Source organism: Leifsonia sp. L25 (assembly GCF_050632895.1).
In genome coordinates this window covers 1,899,487-1,917,783 of record NZ_JBODRZ010000003.1, presented here as the reverse complement: position 1 = coordinate 1,917,783, position 18,297 = coordinate 1,899,487, and the positions used below count along the sequence as shown (strand labels likewise).

The window sequence follows — 18,297 nt, the reverse complement described above, 5'->3', positions numbered from 1 at the left end:
CGGTAGACCGTCGGTAGAGTGGTGGATGACGCGGGGTGCCGTCCCCTTGGAGGCCGGCTGAGAACATACCCGTCGAACCTGATCTGGTTAGTACTAGCGAAGGGACGTCATCCGTGGCCTCTTTCTCTCCATCCATCGACGCGCCCGCGCTCGGCGACGCGCTCAACGCGCTCCGGGCGCAGCCTCCCCTGGTGCAGTGCCTGACGAACATCGTCGTCGCCCAGTGGACCGCCAACGTTCTCCTGGCCGTCGGCGCAGCCCCCGCGATGGTCGACAACCCGCGCGAAGCGGCCGAGTTCGCGCCGATCGCGAGCGGCGTGCTGGTCAACCTGGGCACGCCGTACGACGACACGGCGGACGCGATGCGCCTGAGCGCGGCGGCCGCGGCCGCCGCCGGGACACCCTGGGTGCTCGACCCCGTCGCGGCGGGCGGCCTGCGCTGGCGCACCGAGCTCGCGCTGGAGCTGTTGCGGTCGTCGCCCACGATCGTCCGTGGGAACGCCTCCGAGATCATGGCCCTGACGGGAGGCGCGGGAGGCAAAGGAGTCGACGCGACGGACAGCCCCGAAGCGGCGCTCGAGGCCGCGCAGGAGATCGCGCAGACCTACGGCACCATCGTGGCCGTCAGCGGGCCGGTCGACCACGTCACGGACGGCGAGCGCACCGTGCTGATCGCGAACGGACACCCGTGGATGACCCAGGTCACCGGTGTCGGCTGCGCGCTCGGAGCGCTGATGGCCGCCTTCGCGGGAACCGGCGCCGACCCGCTGACTGCGGCCGCGACCGCGACCGCCGTGCTGACGGTGGCGGCGGACGAGGCGGCCGCCGCCAGCCAGGGGCCCGGCAGCTTCGCCGTCGGGCTGATCGACCGGCTGGCGGCGCTGACCCCGAAGGCCTGGCCGCGTCCGTCCGCCTCTCATGACCGGTCGGATGCCTCTCGATCTCTCGCTCTACCTCGTGACCGATTCCCGGCTGTGCGGGAGCCGCGGAGTCCCGGCCACGGTCGACGAGGCCATCGAGGGCGGCGTGAGCGTCGTGCAGCTCCGCGATCCGGATGCGACCGACGTCGAGTTCCTCGCGCTCGGCCGCGCCGTCGTCGCCGCGGTGCGCGGACGCGTGCCGGTGCTCGTCGATGACCGGGTGCACCTCGTGGCCGCCGTCGGCGCCGATGGGGCGCACGTGGGCCAGAGCGATCTGGCTCCCGTGGAGGCGCGCCGCCTCCTCGGCCCGGACGCCTACCTCGGTCTCTCCGTGCAGACCCTCGGTCACGTCGACCGGGCGCGCGCCCTCCCGTCCGGTGTCATCGACTATCTCGGGGTGGGGCCGGTCTGGCCGCAGGAGACCAAGCCCGATGCGGCGGACCCGTGCGGTGTCGACGGGCTCGCCGCGATCGTCCAGGCGAGCCCGTGGCCCTGCGTGGCCATCGGCGGCATCGGGATCGAACGGACGCCGGACGTGCGGGCCGCCGGAGCCGCAGGCATCGCCGTGGTCAGCGCGATCTGCGGACGGCCGGAGGTCGCGGCCGCCGCGCGTGCGCTGAGGAGCGCGTGGGACGGGGCGGACTCATGAGACCTCCCGTTGCCCTCAGCGTTGCCGGAAGCGACCCGTCCGGCGGAGCCGGCATCCAGGCGGACCTCAAGACGTTCAGTGCTCTGGGCGCGTACGGCGCGTGTGTCATCACTGCGCTGACCGCGCAGAACACCCGGGGAGTGTACGGCGTGCACGAGGTCCCCGCGCCTTTCGTCGCGGAGCAGTTGCGCGTGCTCGCCGACGATGTCCGGCTCGACGCGGTCAAGCTCGGGATGCTCGCCAACGCGGCGATCATCGAAACGGTCGCCGCCTTCCTCCTCGAGAACCCGCGAGAGATCGTGGTGCTCGATCCGGTCATGGTGGCGACCAGCGGCGACCTGCTGCTGCGCGACGACGCGGTGCAGGCGATGCGGGAGCTGCTGCCGCTCGCGTCGATCGCCACCCCCAACGCGCCGGAGGCGGCGGCCCTCCTGGAGACGACGGAGGCGGCCACGGTGGACGAGCTGGCCGATCAGGCGCGCGAGCTCGTCCGGCGCGGCGCGCAGCAGGTGCTGGCGAAGGGCGGCCACCTGGACACGCCCGACGAGGTTGTGGATGTGCTCGCGGACCCCTCGGGGGTGACGCTGTTCCGCGGCCCGCGGATCGCCACCGTCAACACGCACGGCACGGGGTGCAGCCTGTCATCGGCGCTGGCCGCGCTCAGGCCGCAGCGCAGTTCCTGGAGCGAGACCGTGGGCGACGCCCGGAGCTGGCTCGGCGCCGCGCTGGAGGCGGCGGACGGGCTCGAGGTCGGCCGGGGCCACGGTCCGGTCCACCACTTCGCACGGTTGTGGGCGGGGCGATGACGTTCACCGGCCAGGCGTGGCAGGACATCCGGCCCATCCGCGACGCCATCGACGCCCACCCCTTCCTGCAGGGGCTCGAGGACGGCACGCTGCCGCGCGAGGCCTTCACGCACTACCTCGCGCAGGACGCGGCCTACCTCGGGGCCCATTCGAAGGTCCTGGCCGCGGCGGCCTCGCGGACGCACGATCCCGACGCACTCGCGTTCTGGAGTCATTCGGCGGCCAACGCGATCGCGGTCGAGCGACAGCTCCACGAGTCGCACGGGGTGGACGCCGCAACGGTGGAGGCCTCCCCGACCTGCACCGCGTACACGTCGTACCTGCTCGCCCTGACGGCGACCTCCTCCTATCCCGTCATCGTGGCTGCCGTGCTGCCGTGCTTCTGGATCTACGACGATGTGGGGCGTCGGCTCGCGGAACGCCTGGTCGACCTCGGCGCCCACCCCTACGGCGACTGGATCGGGACCTACGGCGACCCCGCCTTCGCCGCCGCCACAGCGACCGCGCGCTGCTTGGTGGACGACGCCGCGCAGTCGGCCGCGCCCGCGGACGTCGCTCGGATGCGGCAGGCGTTCGCGACCGCATCCCGGTACGAATGGATGTTCTGGGACGCCGCCTGGCGCCGCGAGGAGTGGCCGGTCTGATCCCCTCGTCGCCGTCGTCAGAACGCGACGGCGACCGCGGCCGGGAGGCATGCGACGAGCGCCGCGAGGGCCAGCAGGAGAGTGTCGGCGCGTCGCCAGGGCGCCGGCTCGGCCCAGGTCCGGCGGTAGCCGCGCGCGTGCGCGGCGGAGAACCCGCGCGCGTCCATCGCCACCGCCATCCGCTCGGCTGTGCGCAGGGACTGCACGAGGACGGCGAAGGTCAGTCCTGCCAGTTCACGTCCGTGGGCGAGCGGATTCCGGCCGGCCGCCACGCCGCGGATCCGGCGGACACTGCGCAGCCGGCGCCAGTCGGCGGTGAGACGGTCGAACTGCTGGACGGCCGCCATCGCCGCCACGACCGGGCGGCCGGGAAGCCGGAGCCGCTGGGCCAGGTGGTCGCCCAGCGCCGAGGGCCGAACGAGACCGGCCAGGGCCACGCTCGGGAACACGAAGAATGCGATGCGCAGCGCGGCCGTCAGCGCGACCTCCGGGCTCTGCGCCTGACTCAGCAGCCACGACGAGAATCCCACGGAAACGACGGCGATGAGGCCCGGAAGGAGCCGTCTCGCCGGAACCCGCACATCCCGCATCACGAACGGCGTCAGCGCGAGCCATGCGGCGATCCCCGCGGCCCCGGAGGCCGGCGAGACGATCCCGATCGCACCCACGACGAGCAGCACGGCCGCTGCAAGCAGGGACAGCGGACCGCACCGGGCGGCGACGCCGCGCCGCGGGGCGCCCGGCACGTCGTCACCGAGGGTCGACCGGCGTCGTGCGCGGGCGCACCCGCCGCACGGATCAGCTCCCGAGCGTCGCCGGGCTCGAGCGCGAGGGTGCGATCGGCCAGGGCGAGCAGCTCCCGGTCGTGACTCGCCGCGATCACCGCCACGCCCGCTTCCCGGGCGGCCTCGATGAGGCCGGCGACGGCGCTCCAGGTCAGGCGGTCCTGCCCCACCGTCGGCTCGTCCAGCACGAGCACCGCCGGCCGGGCTCCGACTGCTCCGGCAACGGCCGCGCGGCGCAACTGGCCGCCGGAGAGCCGGTGCGGATCCGCGTCGGCGAGCGCGCTGAGACCGAGCGCCGCGAGGAGGTCGTCAGTTCGCCGGTCGACGTCCTCCGCGCGTCCCCCGCTCTGGGCCACCGCGAGCCGGACGTCCTCCCGTACGGTGGCGCCGAGCACGGCGAGCTCCGCATCCTGCGGCGCCCACCCGATGCGGCGCACGATCTGGGCCGAACTCCAGGCGCCCGGCCGATCGTCGCCGTCCACGGCGAGCGCCGCCGCCACCCGCACGTCGCCTGTCGCCGGCTCACGCAGGCCGGCGAGGAGGGCGCCGAGCGTCGACTTGCCGGCACCGCTCGGACCGACGACGGCGAGCAGTTCGCCCGCGCGCACGTCGAGTTCGAGCGCGCCGAGACGGGCGCGCACCGCCACCTCCCCCACGGGCACGGGCGACTGGGGGGCGAGGAGGTCCGCGTCCAGCCGGGCCGGCGCGGGAGCCGCGAAGCCGGGCACCCAGACCCCACTTTCGGCGAGGCCCGGTCCATGGTTGCTGAACACGTCGCGCGGGTCTCCGTCGGCGACGATCCTCCCGTCCTCGCTGAGGGCGACGACGCGGTCGATCACCGGTAGCCAGTCCTCGGCGTCGTGCTCGACGAGGACCAAGGTCGAGCCGGCAGCCGAGACGGCTTCGGCGACGGCCGCACGAACGGCGCGGGCGGCCTCCCGGTCGAGCATGGCGGTGGGCTCGTCCAGCAGCACGACCCGCGGGTCGAACACGAGGGCGCCGGCCAGGGCCAGTCGCTGCGCTTCTCCGCCCGACAGCGCCCGCACCGGATGACCGATCGGCTGCGCCAGCCCGACATCGTGGAGGGAGCGATGAACGGCCGCCCACAGCTCGCGACGTGGAGTGCCCGTGTTCTCCAGTCCGAAGGCCACGTCGCGGCCGATCGTCTCGGCGGCCGCCGCGTCGCGGGGATCCTGCAGGAGAAGGCCGGTCATCATCTCGGCCGGCGCTGCGTCGTCCACGAGCACGGCGCCGTCGTGGTCGCCGGAGCCGGCGGCGTCGAGAGCGCCCAGCGACCCGGCGATCGCCCGGAGCAGCGTCGACTTCCCGCATCCGCTCGGCCCCACCAGGAGGACCCGCTCACCGGGTGCGATCTCCAGCGAGAAGTCGGCGAAGACGTCGTCCCGCCGTCCGACCGGGCGCCAGGTGAAGCCGCGGAACCGGATGCGCGCCCCGCCCGTCATCGTCGCGATGGCTCACGCCTCCCGTGCGCGACGCTCGAGGTGCTCCTGCCCCGCGGGGAACGCGTTCAATGCGCCGGATCGCGCGAGCGCGCGGGTGAGCGCCCAGCCCCCGACGCCGGCGATCGCACCGCCGGAGAGGATCCCCGCCGCCAGGTAGACCAGCTTCCACGTCCAGGAGTAGGCCGGCACGTACGCCCACCACTCGTAGCAGACGATCTCCAGCGCCGCGGAGAGCATCCCGCCCCCGATCGCAGCGACCAGGCCGAACGACCGCCAGAGCAGGATGGCGAAGACGATCTCCACGCCGACGCCCTGCAGGAAACCGGAGAGGAGGACGCCGACGCCCCACTGATTGCCCATCAGCAGTTCGACGTTCGCGGCGACAAGCTCGGTGAGGACCGCCGCGCCGGGTCGGCGGACGACGAGCGCACCGAGCACCGCCGGGACCAGCCAGACGCCCAGCGCCAGTTCACCCGCGGGCGGGAACCCGGCGGTGACCAGCGTGACGCCCGGGTAGACGAACGTGTCGAATGCCCAGAACACCACCCCGAACGCCACGGCGATCATGGCCGCGCTGATCAGGTCGATGGCCCGCCACCGCGCGAGCGGTCTGCGCGCCAGCACGTAGCTCCCGGAGGGGCGCGCTGCCTTGCCCGAGGTCGTCGTCGTCGTGTTGCTCATCGTGGTGAGCTCTCCTTTTCCCGCATCGTGGACGATGGCGACAGCAGGAGCGCACCGCACGGACGACACCAGTGGTCGCACGCTGCGGACGTGAGAATTTCGACTCCCTTCGCCGGTGCTAACCGGAGCAGGTTCCGAGGGTCAGCGGCATGCCGCACTCTCAGCGCCCTGAAGGCGCTCCCCTGTCGTTCAGCACAATGCTAGACCACTGGGCGCAGACGCTTGAGCGAGAGGGCCTTGCCCTTTTGCCGGCGCCCGCGGCACAGTCGTCTGCGTTCGACCACGATCACCGTCCCCGGGCGAAGGATGAGGATGGCGACGCCGGCCCGCTGAGCTTCACCGCGTCGGCGGCACGCTCCTCGGCAGCTCGATCGTCGCCCGGGTGCCGCCGGTGGCGGGGAGGCGAGACGGACGGAGCCTTCGTTGCGCTCGACCAGCTCCGCGACGATCGCGAGTCCGAGCCCTGTCCCCGGGACGGCGTCCCGTTGCATGCCGGGCGCGCGGTAGAACCGGTCGAAGGCGTGTGCGAGGGTCTCCTCGCTCATGCCCGGTCCGGTGTCGGCGACGACCACGGTGATCGTCGCGTCGTCGGCGGACGACGTGACCGTCACACTGCCGCCCTCCGGCGTGAACTTGACGGCGTTGGCGATCAGGTTGGTCAGGATGCGGCCCACGTCTCCGGGTTCCGCCCGGGCGACGCCGGCGCGGCCCGCCGTCGACAGCTCGATGTGCTTCTTCGCGGCGATCACGCTGGACGCCCTCATCACCTCGCCGATCTGAGCGTCCACATCCGTTTCGACCGCGGAGCCGGACCGCTTTCCCGCCGGCTCGCCCAGGGTCAGGAGGTCCTCGACGAGGAGGCCAGCCGGACCGCGTTCCGGTCGATCACGTCGACCCAGGCCTTCTCCTGGTCTCCGAGCGCGTCCGAGCCGGCGAGCAGTTCGCAGAACCCGACGATGCTGGTGATCGGGGTGCGCAGCTCGTGGCTCGTCGTCGCGACGAAGTCCTCGCGCTGCCGCTCCAGGTCGATCCGGGTGGTGCGCGCCGCCTCCTGCTCGCGTTCTGCGGCGAGCGTCGCCGCCTGCATCCGCAGTGTGCCGGTCACGTCGACGAGCTGTACGGCGAATCGGTCGGGCTCGTCCGGGATGCCGTTCGCCGCCACGGTGAGCGTGCGCGACTCCCCGGCCACCGTGACCGCTGTCCCATCCGCGAGCGCAGACCGGGCGGCCTCGGCGAGCTCCCCTCCCATCGCCGGCCGCTCCGCGGAGGGAGCAGAGCGCCGGCGGTGGGGTTGTTCCAGATCACGCGCAGCTCGCCGGCTCTGGACCGTTCCCCGATCAGGAGCCCCACGGACGCCTCGACGAGGCTGCCGGAGAGGAGCCGGGAGGTGGCGAGAAGCTGCCGGGTGGCGGCTCGCAGCTCGTACTGGGCGGCCGTCAGAACGATCGCGAAACCGGCGAAAGTGACCAGGAAGGTCTCCGCGAGCGCGGCCCGTCGCGTGAAGCTCAAGGCGGCGTCGTTGAACGGACCGCCGCCGGCGATCGTCAGCGCGAGGATCGCCATCGACGCCAGAAGCGTCTCGGTGACCACGACGCGGATGGGGAACCGGAAGGCCGCCCACGAGAGCACCGGGTACGGCAGGAACGCGAGCGGCAGGGTCGTGGACGGGTGGAAGACCACGACGATCACGGCCGCCAGCGCGACGCCCTGGGCCACCATCTCCACGACGCTCGCGCGCACCGGGACGCGAGGCGGGAGCAGCCCGAACGGGGCGATCATGAACACGGCCGCCGCGTGCGACGCGGCGACGAACGCGGCTGTGGCGACGAAGCTGCCGCCCTGGAAGACGGCGACCGCCGCCGCGGCCAGCACTCCGATCGCGATCGCACCGGCGAGCACGGCGACCGTGAACTTCAGCGCGGAGTCGAGATCGCGCAATCGGAAGCCCTGGCCTCCCAGACGGGCCAGGATCAGGACGACCACCAGCACTTCGACGGTGTTCGCCAGTCCGAAGGCGCACGAGACCAGCACCGGTCGCCCGGCCACGGCGTTCGCAAGAGCCGTCGCCACGAAGATCGCGCCCAACGCCGCCGCCCGCTCCCTCCGGCCGCGCACGAGCAGGACGAACAGCACCGAGAGGCCCGCGGCGGGCCACCAGATCGCGACTTCACTGCCCGGCGGCGCCAGCCGGACACCGAGCACCGAGGCGGCGACGATGAGGACCACGGCGAGCAGCCACCCCCACCACGGAAAGGCGGCACGCGACCGATCGGTATCCTGTTCGTCGGCGAGAGCAACGTCGGCAGGGCTGAGGGTCACATCAGGGACCGTACCCGCGGGCGGCGTCAACACCGCGCAGGCTCGCCCTCTCCCCGGCTCGAGCGTACGGTGCCAAGACGACAGCACGAACGACAGGAGGGACGAGAACGATGACCGATCGCGACACACACCACCCCGACCCCGACGACCTCCCCGACGGCACCGGCACCGGCACCGAGGATCCGGACGACGGCGCGGACACCGCCTCGGGCGGCGGGGCGGACGACCGCTAGACGTCCCGCCTGACGAAGATCTGATGGAGGAGGTCGGCCGAGGTCGGGTCCTCCTCCTCCAGCTGGGGGTGGGATGGTTTCCCTACTTCCCGAGATCCCTCTGGACGCTCTCGGTCAGCACGGTGGGCTGCGAGCCCCGGCCGGCGACCGCCTTCCGCCCTCGCGCGGTCGCGCGTACTGTCGTCGCCGGTCGAGGCGTCGCCGGTCGAGGCGTCGCCGGTCGAGGCGTCGCCGTCGAGGCGTCGCCGTCCGGGGTCGCCCCGCCGGGACGGAGGATGATGGGAGCGTTTGTCGAGGCCGCGTGCTGGTTCGTCGTGGGGATGCTGTTCTGGATGGCGACCGTGTCGGCGGTCACCCTGGCGGAGACCATCGTCGCCGCCTGCGCCTCCGCCGTGCTGGGCGTCTTCGCCGTCGTGGCCCGGCGCGCGATGGGGCTGCGGTTCCGCCCCTCCGCCGCGTGGCTGCGCTGGGCGCTCCTCGTGCCGGTCGCCGCGGTCGCGGACCTGGGACGCCTCTTCGCCTGGATCGCGCTGGGCGCCCACGACCCGGCCGAGGAGGACGCGCTCGTGCGCAGGCACGTCCCGGCCGGCGACGCACCGGGGGCGGTCTGGCATCGCGCGGGCGCGATCGTCGCCGTCTCGGCCACTCCGGGATCCTGCGTCGTGGACGCCCAGGACGACGGCACGTTCCTGCTGCACCGGGTGGTCGGCGGCCCCCGTCGCTGGAGAAGCGGGTGTCGTCGTGAGCTTGGTCTGGGAGGTCGCGATCGGCGTGCTCATCGTGGCCGGCCCGCTGGTCGGGCTCGTGCTGGCCGCCCGCGGCGAGGCGGTGGGGCGGCTGGTCGGCCTCCAGCTCGCCGGGGTGACCACCGTGATGATCCTGGTGGCCGTCGCCGTGGGGGACGGGCAGACGTCGTACCTGATCGTGCCGCTGACGCTCGCCGTGCTCCTGACGACGGGCACGCTCGTGTTCACCCGGTTGATCCGCCAGCGCAGTCAGCGGATCGCGGACGAGCGAGCCGCGGACGGCGACAGTGACGGCGACGGTCCTCTGGGGCAACGCTCGTGATCGCCGTGCTCACCTGGGTCCTCGTGCTCCTGGCGCTCGCCGTCGTCGTGTTCTGCGCGATCGGCGCACTGGTCGCCCGCCGCCCGCTGACCCGGCTGCACTTCCTCGCGCCGATCACCACCGTCGCAGTCCCGCTGTTCTGCCTCGGTGCCGCGCTCCCCACCGGCTTCACTCTCGGGACCGCGACCATCGTCGTGATCGCCGTCGTGGTCGCCGCGGGCAGCCCGGTGCTCACCGCCGCTGTCGCCCGTGCGCTCGCGGCGGACGCGGGCATCGAGGTCGGGAGGTCGCCCGAATGACGGTCCTCATCGTGATCGCGCTCGTCGCCGTGCTGGGAGGCGCCGCCGTCGTGGTCTTCACCGACGACCCGGGCCGTCAGGCGGTCGTGCTCGGCATCTACGGCCTCCTTCTCACCGTCTTCTTCATGGTGCTCCAGGCGCCCGACGTCGCACTCAGCCAGCTCACGGTCGGCACCGCGGTGACGCCGCTCATGGTGCTGCTGGCCGTGCGGAAGGTGGCGCAGTCCAAGCGGCGCAAGCGGGAGGACCCATGACCCGGCGCGTGCGGATGACCCTGCTGTGGGTGGGCCTGCTCGGCCTGGCCGCGTTCTTCGTCCTGGCCTGGCTGCCGCTCCCGCCGTTCGGCGGCACCTGGCATCCCTACCGCGACCTGGCCGTGACGGCGGCCTACGCGCACTCGACCGCGAACGTCATCTCGTCCGTGAACTTCGACCAGCGCGGCTTCGACACGTTCGGCGAGGAGAGCATCCTCGTCGCCTCCATCGCGGGAGTCGCCGTGCTGCTGCGCGCCGGGCACGAGGAGGAGCGGGTGAAGCCGGACGACCGCGGCCGCGTGCTCGACTCGACGCGCGTGCTCGTCTACATCTTCCTCCCGCTCACGCTGCTAATCGGGGTGGATGTCGTCACCCACGGAGCGGTGACCCCGGGAGGCGGCTTCCAGGGCGGCGTGGTGCTCGCGACCGGTCTTCACCTGCTCTACGTCGGCGGCCGCTTCCCGCTGCTGGAGCGCTTCCGGCCGCTCGACCTGTTCCCGCCGGTGGAGTCGGCCGGGCTGCTGCTCTACGCCGCCATCGGCCTCGCAGGGCTCGCGCTCGGCGGATCGTTCCTCGCCAACGTCATCCCGCAGGGCGCGCTGGCCGACCTCGTCTCCTCCGGCACCGTCCCGCTGCTGAGCGTCGCAGTGGGGATGGCAGTCGTGAGCAGCGTCATCCTGCTCCTGGCGCACTTCCTCGACCAGGCGCTCGTGATCCGCGAGAAGGACCCGGCGCCGTCCGACGACGCCCCCGAGCGAGGAGCCGCCGCGTGAGCCTCTTCCCCTACCTCGTCGCCGGCGCGATCGTGCTGCTCGGCATCGTCGGCATCGCCCGCAGCCGCGACCTCGTGCACACCGTGGTGTGCCTGTCGGTGGCGCAGTCGGGCACCTACGTGTTCCTGATCGCGGCCGGCTACCAGTACGGCGGGCTCGCGCCGATCTTCGGGTCCGGCGTCGGGCGGCACACCCCGGTGGTCGATCCGGTCGTCCAGGCGCTGACCCTGACGGACGTGGTGGTCTCGGCGGCAGTGACGTCGATGCTGCTCGCACTCGTCGTGCAGATCGCCAAGCGCCGCCGCACGGTCGCCCCCGACGAGCTCTCGAATCTCGAGGGCTGACGTGGTCACGACCTCGGCTCTCGCGAGCCTGCTTCCGCTGCTCATCGTCGTGCCGATCGCGTTCGGCTGCGTCGTGCTGGCCGTCGGCCGCTGGCTGCCGTGGCGGCTCATCGAGCTGCTGTCGCTGCTCGGCGCCGGGGCCTCCCTCGTCCTGGACGCCGTGCTGCTCGCGGGCAGCGGACGCGCGCGGATCGCGGAGTGGCTGGGCGGCTGGACCCCGACCCACGGCGTGAGCGTCGGCATCGCGCTGGTCTCCGACCAGGTCGCCGCCGGGCTCGCGCTGCTCGCCGCCGCGCTCGTGATCGCGGCCGTCGTCTTCTCGTGGCGGTACTTCGAGGGCTCCCGCACCCAGTTCCACGGGCTCCTGCTGTTCTTCCTCGGCGGGATGACCGGCTTCGTCCTCGCCGGCGACGTCTTCACCATGTTCGTCTTCTTCGAGCTGATGAGCGTCGCCGCCTACGCGCTGGCCGGTATGAAGATCGAGGACCCGTCCGCGGTGCAGGGCGCGATCAACTTCGGGATCGTCAACTCGCTGGCCGCCTACGTCTCGCTGATCGGCGTCGGCACGATCTACGCGCACACCGGCCAGCTCAACCTCGCGGAGCTCTCCCGCACGCTCGCGCACCAGCACGGCCCGATCGTGGTCCTCGGCTTCGTGCTCATCTGCACCGGGTTCCTCGTCAAGTCGGCCGTCGTCCCCTTCCACTTCTGGCTGGATGACGCCCACGCCGTCGCACCGACCCCGGTGTGCGTGCTGTTCTCCGGCGTCATGGTCGAGCTCGGCCTGTACGGGGTCGCCCGCGTTCTGACGGTGGCCTTCGCCGCTCCGCTCGGCGCGCACGCCGTGCAGCCGTTCCTCCTGGCGCTCGGGGCGCTGACGGCCGCGGTGGGCGCGGTGATGTGCCTCCTGCAGCGGCACCTCAAACGGCTGCTCGCGTTCTCGACCATCGCGCACGTCGGGATGTTCTTCCTCATCCTCGGCGTCGGCGGCCGGGACGCGGGAGGCGCGCTGATCGTCTACCTGCTCGGGCACGCGGCGGTGAAGGGGGCGCTGTTCCTGCTCGCGGGCATCCTGCTCAACCGCTACGGCAGCGTGGACGAGATCACCCTGCACGGCCGGGCACGGCCGCTCCGATTCGTCGGGATCCTCTACGGGCTGGCCGCGCTGGCACTGGCCGGGCTGCCCCCGTTCGCCACCGCGGTCGGCAAGTCGATGGCCGACAGCGCGTCCGACGACGCCGGGCTCGGCTGGGTGCCGGTCGCGCTCCTGCTGGCCTCCGCACTGACCGGAGCCGCCGTGCTGCGCGCGGGCGGACGCGTCTTCCTCGGGATGGGCGACGTGCCCGAGGGGATCGAGGCGGAAGGGATGAGCGGGGACACGGAGCTGATCGAGGTGCGCATCGACGGCGACCGCACGCCGTCGAGCATGCTGGCGCCGGTCGCGGCACTCGTCGTCTGCGCCCTGGTGCTCGGCCTCCTGCCCGGGCTCCCGGCCTCCGCCGTCGTAGCGGCCGGGCGCTTCCTGGACAGCGCGGGATACGCCGGCACCGTGCTCGATGGGCGTGCGGGGTACGCGGCGAGCGCGCCTCACGCCATCGAGGTCTGGTCGCCGATGGCGTTCGCGATGGCGGCGCTCACCCTCCTCGTCGCCATCGGTGTCGCGGCGTTCGAGCTGTACGGCGTGCGCACGCGGGTCCGTCGGGTGGTGGACGCCGTCCTCCGCTCGCCCGCACGGGTGCTGCGGCGTGCGCACTCGGGCCACGTCGGAGACTACGTCGTCTGGCTCGTGCTCGGCGTCGCGGCGATGGGGTTCGGTCTCCTGGCGCTGACGTGAGCGGCCGACGTGAGCGTACGGTGGGCGGCATGACCCAGAAGTCCGAAGACCTCAAGCGCCGCGGCGGCTGGCTGCCGCACGACCAGGACGAACTGGAGGACTGGCTGGACGGCCGGATCGACCGGCTCGGCGAGGACGACACAGCGCCGTACCGGCATCCTGTCATCCAGGAGTTCGCCGACCTCATCGACAGGGACGCGATCGTCCGCATGTACCTGACGCGGATGATCGAGGAGGTCCCGAAGACCCGCCAGTACAGTGCGCGCCACATCGAGAGCGTCGACCAGCTGCTGCGGCTGATCGACGACGTGCTGGACACGGCCCCGGAGTTCAGTGAGGGCGCGATGGTGACCACACCGCTCACGGGCATCCTCGACTGGACGATGGGCACCACCTCCGGGATGGCCGCCTACCGCGACCCTCGGGTCAACGCGATCCTGAAGAAGGTCCTCGACGCCTGGGCCGAGTTCCTGAACGGACCGGACTCGCTCTCCGTGCTGAACGACTCGCCGCAGGGCTGGATGTCCGAGAAAGCACGCGAGGTCGTCGGCATCGACCAGTTCGAGCACGACCCCGACGCCGAGCACTGGGGCTTCACCTCGTGGAACGACTTCTTCACCCGCCGGCTGAGGAGGGCGCGCGGCCGGTCGCCTCCCCCGACGACGACGCGGTGGTGGTGAGCGCCTGCGAGTCCACGCCGTACCGGATCAGCCGCGACGTCGCCCGGCACAGCGAGTTCTGGATCAAGAACCAGCCCTACTCGCTGCAGGACATGCTCGCGAACGACGAGTCCGTCGACGAGTTCGTGGGCGGGACGGTGTACCAGGGCTTCCTCAGCGCCCTGAACTACCACCGTTGGCACAGCCCGGTCGCGGGCACCATCGTCCGCGCCTTCGTGCAGCCCGGCACCTACTTCTCCGAGGCGGACTCGGAGGGCGCCGAGGCGGTGGAGGCGACCGTCTCCCAGGGCTACCTCGCGCATGTCGCCGCCCGTGCGATCATCCTCATCCAAGCGGACAACCCGGCGATCGGGCTGATGGCGGTGGTGCCGGTGGGCATGGTGGAGGTGTCCTCCTGCGTGATCGGCGACGATATCGTGCCGGGTCATCACGTGGCGAAAGGCGACGAGCTGGGCTACTTCCAGTTCGGCGGCTCGACCGAGTGCCTGGTCTTCCGGCCCGGCGCGATCCAGGAGTTCGCGCTCGGCGCGATCCCGCAGACCGGCGAGGCGGGCGAGACCGTGCTGAAGGTGCGCTCGAGGCTCGCGGTCGCGACGGGGTAGTGGGGCGACAGAGGAGGCCTGCAGCGCGACTGCTCAGACGATCGTCAGCGCTCCGAGTGATGGCGGCCCGGCTACCCTGATCCCGGATACCGCGCACGCGTCCCGCACCGCGGTGGCCACCCTCGTCGCGGCGTAGCAGGTGCCGCGGTCACCACGCAGATTGAACCGGCCGTACACGCTGCTGTCGAACCACCAGGCGCTTCGGCGGGGCGTATGAGCGCGAAAGATCGTTGAGGTCGCGTAGAGTCGCCGTTCCGGGAATGCTCGATAGCTACGCGCGGGGTCCGGCGGCCGCTGGACCGCCGTCATGCGGCCCAGCTCGCTGCCGCGATCTCGGCATCGCGGACGATACCTTCGATGTCTCCCTCAGCGAGTCGCTCGATGTTCCGACGCCTCGGCGGCTCCGCGCCCTCAGCGACGACGGCCGACCGGTCCGGCACGGGCGTGTTCAGCCACTGCGCCCAGGTCCACGGATCGTCCTGAGCGCCGAGCCGGAGCACCGCGAGCACCTCGCGCAGCCCGCGCACCAGGGCCCCGTCGACGACCTGGAAAGCGGGATACACGTATTGACCATCCGAGGTCATCAGACGAAGCAGGCGCCCGTCGCTGACAGCCTTCGACAGCGCGGCGCGGCTCACCCCGAGCTCACGCTGCAGCGAGCCGCTCGTGTAGCACGGGCCGACGATCTCCGGCCACGGGTTCGCAATCGGCAACCGGCTGACCAACTGCGCGGCGACGTCATCCGCGTCGCCGAGCTGAATGAGCTCCGCGCCTTGGTCGACCAGTTCGAGCAGCCGAAGGCGAACCGCATCCGAGATCTCGTCGACGCGATGCACTTCGTCCTCGCGGCGGAACTCCGGCCGACGCTCGGGAGAAACGGTGCTCATCCGTGCTCCTCCATCCATGTCAACTACGTCAACCAATTGTTCCGCCCGACGTCAACCGTGTCAACCAGACGACCAGGTGGCCAGCCCGCGCAGGTACTCCGCGTACCCTTCCGGCGCGCGGCCGGTGAGCCTGCTGGAGGTGGTCACGGGATGGCGCTCGCTCTCCGCGACGGGTCCGCCGGCCGCGCGCAGCCGGGAGACCAGATCCACGTCCTCCCCGACGAAGAGCGGCAGGAACCCGCCCACCCGCAGGTAGGCGTCCGCGCGCACACCGAGGTTGGCGCCGTGCACGTGGCCGAGGGTCGCCCCGGGCGGGTGGCTGCGCTCCCACGCCCGCCTGCGCGCCTCGTCCAGCTCCGCCAGCCGGGGTACGACCGCGCCCACATACGCGTCGGCGCCCCTCGCTGCGCGCAGATGCTCCCGCAACCACGACCGGGGGACGGAGCTGTCGGCGTCGGTGAACGCGATCCATACCCGCTCCGGCGCCGTGTCGACGGCGGCCAGCCCGGCGAGGACGGCGTCGTGGCGGCTGCGGCCCACGTTGGCGTAGTCGCGCTCGATCACGCGGACGCCCGGGAAGCGGTGAGCCACCTCCGCCGACCCGTCCGTGCAGGCGTCCAGCACCACGACGACGGACGACGCGACGTCGACAGCGTCGCGGGCGCGCTCCACGGAGCGCAGGCAGTCAGCGAGCGTGCCCTCCTCGTCGCGGGCGGGCACGGCGACGAGGATGTGGTCGACCGTCACCCGAAGACCTCCAGCAGGAACTCCTCGTCGTGATGCTGCACCAGCACGCGGAGCCCGGAGCGGTTCGCGAAGGCGGCGTGGGCGTCCCAGCCGGACTGCGCGAAGTCGTCGGCCTGCCCCATCCAGTGGCACAGCACCACCTGGCCGCCCTCGGCGAGCGACCCGACGATGCGGTCGACGGCCGCCGCCCACTGGTCGGCCGCGAGGTAGTAGGCGACCTCGGAGACGACGACGAGGTCGAACGACCCCTCCGGCCACTCCCCGGGACGCGCATGCGCTGCACCTGGACGCCTGCGGCATCCGCGGTCCGCTCGGCAGCGAGGGCCACCGCGGTCGGCGCGCTGTCCACGCAGACCAGTGCGTCGCACCGCCCGGCCAGCAGCGCCGACATCTCCCCGTTGGAGCAGCCGATCTCGAACCCGCTCGCGTAGCGCTCCTTCGGGAGCACAGCGCAGGTGAGCGCCCGCTTGCGCCGCTCGTACCAGCGCGTCCGCACCGACCACGGGTCGGCGCTGACCCGGTGCAGCGCCTCGAAGTGGTCGCCGATCGCGCCCTCCTCCGGCTCGAACAGCACCTCCCGGCCGTGCACGGCCCGCTCGACGAAGTCGCCCGTGAGCACAGCCTCCGGGTTCGCGGGGGTGTGCAGTTGGCTGGCGAACGCCGAGAGCGCCGCGCGCTTGCGCTCGCGGGCCGAGGAGGTCAGCTCGACCTCGCTCGCGCGGTCCCACGGCAGGTCGTCGGGAGAGCCCCACTGCCACAGCCAGATCGGGTACAGCAGGAGGCGGTCGCCGTGCACCGCGCACGCGGCGGCGACCTCACGGCCGAGCGTGCGGTGGTCGCCGTGCCGGTCGCCCGGCCACGGCGCCAGCACCAGAGTCGTGTCGCTGCGCCGAGACGCCAGCGCCCGGTCGATCCCGTCGCGGAGGGGGTCCGCTTCGTGTTTGAGACCGCCGTCCGTCAGGCCGAGCACCGTCAGGTCGGCGGTCGTCCCGAGGTGGGACAGGGCGGAGGTCAGCTCGACCACGCGCTCGTCGCGCTCGCTGGTCGCGACGATCACCGAGATGTCGATCCCGAGCTCGCCGGCCAAGACCAGGAGGCCGCCCACACCGAGCGTCTCGTCGTCGGGATGCGCGGAGAAGACCACGATGCGCGTGAAGCCCGCGAGCCATTCCCGGCTGCGCCGGGGCACGGTCGCCCAGCGCGCCGGGTCCTCCCAGGCGGCGGGCGGGGTCGTCGTGACGAGCGGGTCGAAGGTCACCACGTGAGCTGACCTCCCGCCAGGTGGCCCGCGAGCGAGGCGTCGTCGCGCCCGCGGTGGTACTGCGACACATAGAGTTCGAGGTCGGCGCAGCGGCGGGCGAGATCCTCGTCGAACGCCAGTGCGGCCGGGCCGAGCACGTCGCGGGCGGCATCCAGGGTCGCGACGACCGCCTCGGCGATGGTGCCGCGGACGGCGTGCGCGAGGACGGCCGCGTCCGCGACCCGGCCCTCGTCGATCCGCGCCGCCGCGTCCTCCAGAGCCAGCCGTCCGCCGTCGATGCGGCGGTAGAGCTCGCCGGTCCGCGCCGCCAGGATCGCGTCGTCCGGGCGCTTCCGCGTGCGCGCGATCAGCGCGTCCACCACGGGGAGGCAGCCGCCCCACCAGCACGAGGCGACCCCGATCGCGCCCCAGCGGAAGCCCGGCCGGTCCAGGTACCAGCCCTCGCTCCCGACGGGACGCGCGGGCGTGTGGTCGAAGGCGATCGGTCCGCTGACGACGTCGCTGAGGCCGCGTGCGACCCACTGCGCCGGTTCGGCCGTCACGCCGGGCGCGCCCATCGAGACGGCGAACATCCGGCGTCCGCCCTCCGGCGTCGTGGCCGTGACCAGCGCGCTGGTGAGCCTCCCTGCCAGCGAGCACCAGGGCTTGCGGCCGCTCAGCACCCAGCGCTCCTGTTCCGGACCGGCGAACAGCGCTGCGTCGGGCGCCTCGGCTGCGAACACACCCCACGTCGTCCCCTGCCCGGGTTCGTGGACGTCCGCCTCCGCGAGGATCGCCACCGCGTCCACATGCGGTTCGAGCACGCGGGCCGCGGTCACATCCACCGCGGCGACCCGGGCGAGACCGCGGAAGCGCTCCGCCGTCCGCCCCGACCCCGGCAGCGGCAGCAGGTCGGCCGGCGGCGTGGCGCGCAGCACCTCCAGCAGCGGTGCGACCCTGCCTCCGCAGTGCGCCGCGGCGTCGAGATAGGCGCCCAGCCCGGTCGTCGGCGTCTCGGTCATCATGCGCCGATCAGCGCCTGGTCGAGGCGATCCGCCCATTCCGTTCC

23 protein-coding genes, 1 pseudogene and 2 riboswitches are annotated in these 18,297 nt (G+C 72.7%); of the genes and pseudogenes, 13 read left to right on the top strand and 11 right to left on the bottom strand.

Going from position 1 to position 18,297, the window contains the following annotated elements; all coding sequences use genetic code 11:
• Positions 1 to 21 precede the first annotated feature (21 nt).
• Positions 22 to 122, top strand: a riboswitch (TPP riboswitch).
• The 4 genes and pseudogenes from thiM to ACRAWC_RS13615 all read left to right on the top strand — a co-directional run.
• Positions 114 to 836, top strand: a pseudogene (gene thiM, locus ACRAWC_RS13630) (hydroxyethylthiazole kinase); the annotation flags it as partial. Its footprint overlaps the riboswitch before it by 9 nt.
• 82 nt (positions 837 to 918) lie before the next feature.
• Positions 919 to 1,569 (top strand): thiamine phosphate synthase, encoded by a 651-nt coding sequence (gene thiE, locus ACRAWC_RS13625; protein ID WP_431348207.1) that lies wholly within the window; start codon positions 919 to 921, stop codon positions 1,567 to 1,569.
• Positions 1,566 to 2,375, top strand: coding sequence for a bifunctional hydroxymethylpyrimidine kinase/phosphomethylpyrimidine kinase (gene thiD / locus ACRAWC_RS13620; RefSeq protein WP_431348206.1), 810 nt, complete (start codon positions 1,566 to 1,568; stop codon positions 2,373 to 2,375). Before thiE ends, thiD begins: the two co-directional genes overlap by 4 nt.
• Entirely contained in the window at positions 2,372 to 3,019 is a 648-nt protein-coding gene (locus ACRAWC_RS13615; protein ID WP_431348205.1) for a TenA family protein, read from the top strand. The genes thiD and ACRAWC_RS13615 overlap by 4 nt, the downstream gene beginning before the upstream one ends.
• A gap of 17 nt (positions 3,020 to 3,036) precedes the next feature.
• Here ACRAWC_RS13615 and ACRAWC_RS13610 read toward each other — a convergent pair whose 3' ends face one another.
• The 6 genes from ACRAWC_RS13610 to ACRAWC_RS13585 form a co-directional block, all read right to left on the bottom strand.
• Entirely contained in the window at positions 3,037 to 3,699 is a 663-nt protein-coding gene (locus ACRAWC_RS13610) for a CbiQ family ECF transporter T component (protein ID WP_431348204.1), read from the bottom strand.
• On the bottom strand, positions 3,621 to 5,267 hold the full coding sequence (locus ACRAWC_RS13605) for an ATP-binding cassette domain-containing protein (protein ID WP_431348203.1): 1,647 nt from the start codon (positions 5,265 to 5,267) through the stop codon (positions 3,621 to 3,623). Before ACRAWC_RS13605 ends, ACRAWC_RS13610 begins: the two co-directional genes overlap by 79 nt.
• A gap of 12 nt (positions 5,268 to 5,279) precedes the next feature.
• Positions 5,280 to 5,948 (bottom strand): ECF transporter S component, encoded by a 669-nt coding sequence (locus ACRAWC_RS13600; protein ID WP_431348202.1) that lies wholly within the window; start codon positions 5,946 to 5,948, stop codon positions 5,280 to 5,282.
• Positions 5,949 to 6,035: 87 nt separating this feature from the next.
• A riboswitch (TPP riboswitch) is annotated at positions 6,036 to 6,142 on the bottom strand.
• Between the two features lie 6 nt (positions 6,143 to 6,148).
• On the bottom strand, positions 6,149 to 6,736 hold the full coding sequence (locus ACRAWC_RS13595) for a sensor histidine kinase (RefSeq protein WP_431348201.1): 588 nt from the start codon (positions 6,734 to 6,736) through the stop codon (positions 6,149 to 6,151).
• Positions 6,737 to 6,786: 50 nt separating this feature from the next.
• Complete coding sequence (locus ACRAWC_RS13590) at positions 6,787 to 7,053, bottom strand: histidine kinase dimerization/phospho-acceptor domain-containing protein (protein WP_431348200.1); 267 nt, start codon at positions 7,051 to 7,053, stop codon at positions 6,787 to 6,789.
• A complete protein-coding gene (locus ACRAWC_RS13585; RefSeq protein ID WP_431348199.1) occupies positions 7,050 to 8,267 on the bottom strand; it encodes an MASE1 domain-containing protein in 1,218 nt (405 codons plus the stop codon). Before ACRAWC_RS13585 ends, ACRAWC_RS13590 begins: the two co-directional genes overlap by 4 nt.
• A gap of 110 nt (positions 8,268 to 8,377) precedes the next feature.
• Between ACRAWC_RS13585 and ACRAWC_RS13580 the strand changes: the two genes are divergently transcribed.
• Complete coding sequence (locus ACRAWC_RS13580; RefSeq protein WP_431348198.1) at positions 8,378 to 8,500, top strand: hypothetical protein; 123 nt, start codon at positions 8,378 to 8,380, stop codon at positions 8,498 to 8,500.
• Between the two features lie 82 nt (positions 8,501 to 8,582).
• Here the strand turns inward: ACRAWC_RS13580 and ACRAWC_RS13575 are convergent, their stop codons facing one another.
• Positions 8,583 to 9,146, bottom strand: coding sequence for a hypothetical protein (locus tag ACRAWC_RS13575; protein WP_431348197.1), 564 nt, complete (start codon positions 9,144 to 9,146; stop codon positions 8,583 to 8,585).
• 95 nt (positions 9,147 to 9,241) lie between these two features.
• Between ACRAWC_RS13575 and ACRAWC_RS13570 the strand changes: the two genes are divergently transcribed.
• The 8 genes from ACRAWC_RS13570 to ACRAWC_RS13535 are packed head-to-tail and all read left to right on the top strand — an operon-like array spanning position 9,242 to position 14,354.
• Positions 9,242 to 9,568, top strand: coding sequence for a monovalent cation/H+ antiporter complex subunit F (locus tag ACRAWC_RS13570; RefSeq protein WP_431348196.1), 327 nt, complete (start codon positions 9,242 to 9,244; stop codon positions 9,566 to 9,568).
• Between the two features lie 5 nt (positions 9,569 to 9,573).
• Positions 9,574 to 9,867 carry a monovalent cation/H(+) antiporter subunit G gene (locus ACRAWC_RS13565; RefSeq protein ID WP_431348195.1) on the top strand — a complete coding sequence of 98 codons (294 nt, stop codon included), beginning with the start codon at positions 9,574 to 9,576 and terminating at the stop codon, positions 9,865 to 9,867.
• Positions 9,864 to 10,121, top strand: a complete 258-nt coding sequence (locus ACRAWC_RS13560) for a Na(+)/H(+) antiporter subunit B (protein ID WP_431348194.1) — start codon at positions 9,864 to 9,866, stop codon at positions 10,119 to 10,121. Before ACRAWC_RS13565 ends, ACRAWC_RS13560 begins: the two co-directional genes overlap by 4 nt.
• Entirely contained in the window at positions 10,118 to 10,894 is a 777-nt protein-coding gene (locus ACRAWC_RS13555; RefSeq protein WP_431348193.1) for an MnhB domain-containing protein, read from the top strand. The genes ACRAWC_RS13560 and ACRAWC_RS13555 overlap by 4 nt, the downstream gene beginning before the upstream one ends.
• Positions 10,891 to 11,238, top strand: coding sequence for a sodium:proton antiporter (locus tag ACRAWC_RS13550; RefSeq protein ID WP_431348192.1), 348 nt, complete (start codon positions 10,891 to 10,893; stop codon positions 11,236 to 11,238). The genes ACRAWC_RS13555 and ACRAWC_RS13550 overlap by 4 nt, the downstream gene beginning before the upstream one ends.
• A gap of 1 nt (position 11,239) precedes the next feature.
• Complete coding sequence (locus tag ACRAWC_RS13545) at positions 11,240 to 13,072, top strand: complex I subunit 5 family protein (RefSeq protein ID WP_431348191.1); 1,833 nt, start codon at positions 11,240 to 11,242, stop codon at positions 13,070 to 13,072.
• Positions 13,073 to 13,101: 29 nt separating this feature from the next.
• Positions 13,102 to 13,752, top strand: a complete 651-nt coding sequence (locus ACRAWC_RS13540) for a phophatidylserine decarboxylase associated domain-containing protein (RefSeq protein ID WP_431348190.1) — start codon at positions 13,102 to 13,104, stop codon at positions 13,750 to 13,752.
• Complete coding sequence (locus ACRAWC_RS13535; RefSeq protein WP_431348189.1) at positions 13,743 to 14,354, top strand: phosphatidylserine decarboxylase; 612 nt, start codon at positions 13,743 to 13,745, stop codon at positions 14,352 to 14,354. The genes ACRAWC_RS13540 and ACRAWC_RS13535 overlap by 10 nt, the downstream gene beginning before the upstream one ends.
• A gap of 305 nt (positions 14,355 to 14,659) precedes the next feature.
• Here ACRAWC_RS13535 and ACRAWC_RS13530 read toward each other — a convergent pair whose 3' ends face one another.
• Genes ACRAWC_RS13530 through ACRAWC_RS13515 form a run of 4 tightly spaced genes read right to left on the bottom strand, consistent with a single transcriptional unit; the run spans position 14,660 to position 18,253 of the window.
• A complete protein-coding gene (locus tag ACRAWC_RS13530) occupies positions 14,660 to 15,241 on the bottom strand; it encodes a hypothetical protein (RefSeq protein WP_431348188.1) in 582 nt (193 codons plus the stop codon).
• A gap of 60 nt (positions 15,242 to 15,301) precedes the next feature.
• Positions 15,302 to 15,988 (bottom strand): glycosyltransferase, encoded by a 687-nt coding sequence (locus tag ACRAWC_RS13525; RefSeq protein ID WP_431348187.1) that lies wholly within the window; start codon positions 15,986 to 15,988, stop codon positions 15,302 to 15,304.
• Positions 15,927 to 17,249, bottom strand: a complete 1,323-nt coding sequence (locus ACRAWC_RS13520; protein WP_431348186.1) for a PIG-L family deacetylase — start codon at positions 17,247 to 17,249, stop codon at positions 15,927 to 15,929. Before ACRAWC_RS13520 ends, ACRAWC_RS13525 begins: the two co-directional genes overlap by 62 nt.
• Entirely contained in the window at positions 17,243 to 18,253 is a 1,011-nt protein-coding gene (locus ACRAWC_RS13515) for an acyl-CoA dehydrogenase family protein (RefSeq protein ID WP_431348185.1), read from the bottom strand. The genes ACRAWC_RS13520 and ACRAWC_RS13515 overlap by 7 nt, the downstream gene beginning before the upstream one ends.
• Positions 18,254 to 18,297 lie beyond the last annotated feature (44 nt).

Coding starts and splice junctions, on each gene's coding strand:
- thiE (WP_431348207.1), top strand. CDS start 919: ATGACCGGTCGGATGCCTCTCGATCTCTCGCTCTACCTCGTGACCGAT.
- thiD (WP_431348206.1), top strand. CDS start 1,566: ATGAGACCTCCCGTTGCCCTCAGCGTTGCCGGAAGCGACCCGTCCGGC.
- ACRAWC_RS13615 (WP_431348205.1), top strand. CDS start 2,372: ATGACGTTCACCGGCCAGGCGTGGCAGGACATCCGGCCCATCCGCGAC.
- ACRAWC_RS13605 (WP_431348203.1), bottom strand. CDS start 5,267: ATGACGGGCGGGGCGCGCATCCGGTTCCGCGGCTTCACCTGGCGCCCG.
- ACRAWC_RS13600 (WP_431348202.1), bottom strand. CDS start 5,948: ATGAGCAACACGACGACGACGACCTCGGGCAAGGCAGCGCGCCCCTCC.
- ACRAWC_RS13580 (WP_431348198.1), top strand. CDS start 8,378: ATGACCGATCGCGACACACACCACCCCGACCCCGACGACCTCCCCGAC.
- ACRAWC_RS13560 (WP_431348194.1), top strand. CDS start 9,864: ATGACGGTCCTCATCGTGATCGCGCTCGTCGCCGTGCTGGGAGGCGCC.
- ACRAWC_RS13555 (WP_431348193.1), top strand. CDS start 10,118: ATGACCCGGCGCGTGCGGATGACCCTGCTGTGGGTGGGCCTGCTCGGC.
- ACRAWC_RS13540 (WP_431348190.1), top strand. CDS start 13,102: ATGACCCAGAAGTCCGAAGACCTCAAGCGCCGCGGCGGCTGGCTGCCG.
- ACRAWC_RS13530 (WP_431348188.1), bottom strand. CDS start 15,241: ATGAGCACCGTTTCTCCCGAGCGTCGGCCGGAGTTCCGCCGCGAGGAC.
- ACRAWC_RS13515 (WP_431348185.1), bottom strand. CDS start 18,253: ATGATGACCGAGACGCCGACGACCGGGCTGGGCGCCTATCTCGACGCC.